General features: G+C 41.1%; 3 protein-coding genes, 1 pseudogene and 1 riboswitch. All 4 genes and pseudogenes read right to left on the bottom strand.

The genetic code is table 11. The features are described from left to right. Positions 1-358 (bottom strand): annotated as a pseudogene (locus CXF78_RS10595) (thymidine kinase); the annotation flags it as partial. Positions 359-517: 159 nt separating this feature from the next. Continuing rightward, the gene (locus tag CXF78_RS10590; RefSeq protein WP_374702283.1) at positions 518-2074 is read right to left on the bottom strand and encodes a Na+/H+ antiporter NhaC family protein; all 1557 of its coding nucleotides are present in this window, start codon (positions 2072-2074) and stop codon (positions 518-520) included. Positions 2075-2157: 83 nt separating this feature from the next. Beyond that, positions 2158-2374, bottom strand: a riboswitch (Lysine riboswitch). 401 nt (positions 2375-2775) lie between these two features. Then, entirely contained in the window at positions 2776-3699 is a 924-nt protein-coding gene (locus CXF78_RS10585) for an electron transfer flavoprotein subunit alpha/FixB family protein (RefSeq protein ID WP_102036756.1), read from the bottom strand. A gap of 1 nt (position 3700) precedes the next feature. Continuing rightward, positions 3701-4450, bottom strand: a complete 750-nt coding sequence (locus CXF78_RS10580) for an electron transfer flavoprotein subunit beta/FixA family protein (RefSeq protein ID WP_102036755.1) — start codon at positions 4448-4450, stop codon at positions 3701-3703. Positions 4451-4674 lie beyond the last annotated feature (224 nt).

Raw genomic sequence — 4674 nt, 5'->3', positions numbered from 1 at the left:
AAACATTTAGAAAGCCATTACACAAATCTTGAAGATCAAGATTATCAACAACCTGTGGTATCTGCCTAACTTTTTCTTTAATTTAAAACTTAACTTCAACCATTCATACGCAGTGAATTTTTTGCTCATCATTCGACGTCGAAATTAACTCTATTAAATTATCAGTGCTACCGAACACCTGCGCTTCGGTTTCGATGCCGATACGTGATGACACTTTGCCGACACCATAACGATTGTCTATCGATGCCGTCATCACTAAAGTATGCATCCCGCGCTCGCGGTAATTATAAGAAGACTGTAGTAATGAAGTCGATTTACCGGCATTCATTGCCGAATAATAAAAGTACAGTTGCGCCAAAATTATGCGTCCTAATAGTTGGTCTGTTTATGTTGCATATAGTAACTGTTTTAACATGACAACGACAAACAAAAATGCCGTATTCGTTATGAGTACGGCATTTCCATCACAGCTTAAATTGGACATTTACCTACATACACTAGGGCTTAGTTTAAGAAATTACTTCTTAGCCCAAAAGTGTAATATCACAATGCTGATGACAAACAACACGCTACAGCAAACTAACCCTGCGATTAATGAGCCAGTAAAACCTAATACGGTGTAACCGACCAAGCTAATTAAAGCAGCAATTAAGGCATACGGCAGTTGAGTAACAACGTGATCAATATGATGGCAACTGGCACCGGTTGACGACAATATGGTGGTGTCAGAAATGGGCGAACAATGATCGCCAAATACCGCACCAGATAACACCGCAGCCAACATTGGCAACATCATGGTGCTATCACTTCCCATCGCCATGTCTGCGGCAATAGGCAACATAATCCCAAACGTGCCCCAACTTGTGCCAGTTGAAAATGCGGTAATACCCGCTAACAAGAATAACACTGCAGGGAGTAAGGCAAATGGAATATTGTCAGTGGCTAAACTTGCCATATATTTACCGGTTTCAAGCTGACCAATCACACTCGAAATTGTCCATGCAAAAAGCAATATGTAAATGGCTGGTAACATAGATCGCGCACCAACCGACATTCCTTTGAGTAACATAGACAAATCAACTTTTTGCTGAATCGCAAGAATGAGTGTTGCAATAAGACCAATTACAGAGCCAAAAAATAGTGACGAGCTAACATCGGTATTCTCAAATGCACCGAGTACATTAAACGGTAAGTCTTTGGTTGCTAGCACGTCGGCGCCACTTGAAACCATAAAATACACTGTCGCGAACACCAATACCGCAATAGGTAAAAACAAGCCAATCACTTTACCGGTATCGGCTTCAGGTAAGTCGGTGACTGCGCCAGGTGGTTGACCTTTTGACTCATCAAACAAATTACCACGCAGCGCGTTTAATTCATGCTGACGCATTGGGCCTACATCTAAGCTAAACGTTGCTACACACAGTAATAATAATAACGAGAAAATGGCATAAAAGTTCATTGGGATCATTTGAATAAAGACACTCAAATGGCCAGAATCGGTAAATCCATGGGCAGTTAAAATACCGCCAATTAATGCGATAATGTATGCCCCCCAGCTAGACACGGGAGAAATAACACACACTGGTGCGGCGGTGGAATCAAGAATATAAGCCAATTTGGCACGCGAAATATGGTAGCGGTCAGTAATTGGACGTGAAATCGAGCCGACGACTAAACTGTTAAAGTAATCATCAATAAACACTACGCAGCCTAAAAACATGGTCATTAACTTGGCATCACGTTTATTTCGAATACGCAATTTAGCCCAATCAGCAAAAGCACGGGCTGAGCCGCTAACGGTGATCAATGCTGTGATCATGCCCAGCACAATCAAAAAGCCTAAAATGTACACATTCCAACTATTCAGCGCTGCGTCTTTCCAAACTAATTGGCTAGCGGTATTTAAGATATATTCGCCGCTGCTAACCAATGAGAAATCGGTTAGTAATAAGGCGCCAAAAACAATGCCTACTCCTAAAGAGAGCAATACTTTACGAGTTAAAATGGCCAGAGTAATAGCCACAAGTGGTGGCAAAACAGAAAGTGCCGAATCGGCATAACTTATTATCATAATTTAATTATTTCTTCGTTGGATACGAATGGAGAAAAAACTAGAAATAAGGCTAAACATACACAGAAAGTGTATGCGTTAACTTAACTAGTAGCACTCCACAGCAATATCCATTTAATATGAATATCATTCTTTTTATCAAGTTGATAAAAACACTATGACAGTGCAGTCCCTTTCGAGAACTGCCCCAACAAATGAAGCTGATAACCCCATTTATTTCGGCATTGCATCCTTTTATGTCGAATTATTGGCATCACCCAATTCAACATGACTTTTATGCAACGCACCTCTACTTTTGTTGTTTGTACATAAAGCTCCTGACAAACAACGCGAACATACAATCATAAATCGCATATTCTGCGCCAGTAAAAAGCACTAAACAGAACCACAAATAACAACAACGCCAATTTAAACAACAATTGAACAGCATTAGTTTAACGTTTTTAAATCAAATGCACACTAATGTAATGGACACAAAAACGGCAACCGCATCAAACCGTCGATATTTGAACTGAATTTTTTAACGTTATCATCAAAATCAGTACTAAAACTAAGGCTAAATCCGAGACTAGCCCAATAAAAAAGGTTTCTACCGTATAGGTAGAAACCTTTTAATCGAATAACAAAACGTATAATCGTGCTTTAAAGTCGATTGAAAAAACTAACTTAATCAACTTCCCACCTAACGAGTTAACGTCAGATTAAACGAGGTTATTCAATGCCGGTACCGCTTCAAATAAGTCGGCAACCAAACCATAATCCGCTACTTGAAAAATAGGGGCTTCAGGGTCTTTGTTAATGGCCACAATCACTTTTGAATCTTTCATACCAGCAAGATGCTGAATCGCGCCAGAAATACCCACTGCAATGTACAAGTTAGGGGCGACAATCTTACCTGTTTGGCCTACTTGCAAGTCGTTAGGTACAAACCCTGCGTCAACCGCTGCACGTGATGCACCTACTGCTGCGCCTAACTTATCGGCGAGTTGTTCTAAAATAGCAAAGTTTTCACCGCTGCCCATACCACGACCACCAGACACAATAATGCCTGCATTGCCGAGTTCAGGACGGGCAGATTCAGTGAGTGACTGAGAAACAAACTCAGTTTTTGAATCTATTGCTTGGCTTAAGTTAACGACTTCAGCACTGCCTGTTGATGCTACAACATCAAATGCACTAGAGCGCACTGTCATGACTTTTTTAGCATCTAAGCTTTGCACAGTCGCAAGTGCATTACCCGCATAAATAGGGCGTACAAAAGTGTCACTGCTTACAACTTCAATCACTTCAGATATCTGAGCAACGTCTAATAATGCTGCTACGCGAGGCAATGTATCTTTACCTATACTGGTTGCCGCCGCTAAAATATGTTCGTAATCAGCCGCAATTTCAACCACTAATTTTGATACGTTTTCAGCTAATTGAGCGCCATATTGAGCGGCATCTGCCACTAATACTTTACTCACACCCGCTAGACTTTGTGCTGCACTCACCGCGGCAGAACAATCTGCACCAACAACCAGCACATGAATATCACCACCAATGGCTGCTGCAGCGCTAACCACTTTCGCCGTGTCAGTTTTCAAGCTAACATTATCGTGTTCTGCTAATACTAAAATGGTCATATTAGATCACCTTCGCTTCATTTTTTAACTTATCAACTAACTCTTCAACAGAAGACACCATGATGCCCGCTTTACGCTCAACAGGAGGAGTGACGCTAAGTACTGTTTGATGCGCTCTTAAGCTCACACCAAGATCAGCCGCGGCCATAATCTCTAATGGTTTGCGTTTAGCTTTCATAATATTAGGTAATGAAGCATAACGAGGTTCGTTCAAACGTAAGTCTACCGTCACAATCGCAGGCAAAGGCATTTTCAGCGTTTGTAGTCCGCCATCGATTTCACGAGTAACCGTAATCATGTCACCATCAATTTTGACTTCTGATGCAAATGTCGCTTGTGGCATATCAGTTAATGCTGCGAGCATTTGACCCGTTTGGTTATTGTCGCCGTCAATTGACTGCTTACCAAAAATAACGAGTTGTGCTTGCTCTTTTTCTTGCACAGCCTTTAACAGCTTAGCAATCGAAAGAGGCACTAACTCTTCATCGGTCTCAATATGAATCGCTCGGTCGGCACCCAGTGCCATTGCGGTTCTTAATTGTTCTTGCACCGCTTTAGGGCCAACACTTACCACTACAACTTCAGTGGCAATGCCAGCTTCTTTGAGGCGAACAGCTTCTTCTACCGCTATTTCGCAAAATGGGTTTAACGCCATTTTAAGGTTGGTCGTATCAACATTTGTGTTATCAGCTTTTACCCTGACTTTCACATTGGCATCAACTACGCGTTTAACAGGCACCAATACTTTCATAGGTTTTCCTTCCTACACCTTCAATGTATATGGACAACACACTGGCGTTCGCCAATGCAAGATGGGTTAACTTTACGTCCTGTTAACGTTAACGTCAATCAAAGTCAAACGACTGTTTACATATTTTTTGTTATTGTGGTGGCAATCAAACTAAACAAGTAGTGGATCATTAATTACTTAATGGGAATGCTTAATTAAAATTAATTGCATAATTAGATGATTTT

The sequence above is a fragment of the Shewanella sp. 11B5 genome (assembly GCF_002836795.1).
Lineage (GTDB): Bacteria > Pseudomonadota > Gammaproteobacteria > Enterobacterales > Shewanellaceae > Shewanella > Shewanella frigidimarina.
The sequence above is the reverse complement of the archived record's forward strand: the minus strand, read 5'-3'. Positions and strand labels throughout refer to the sequence as shown.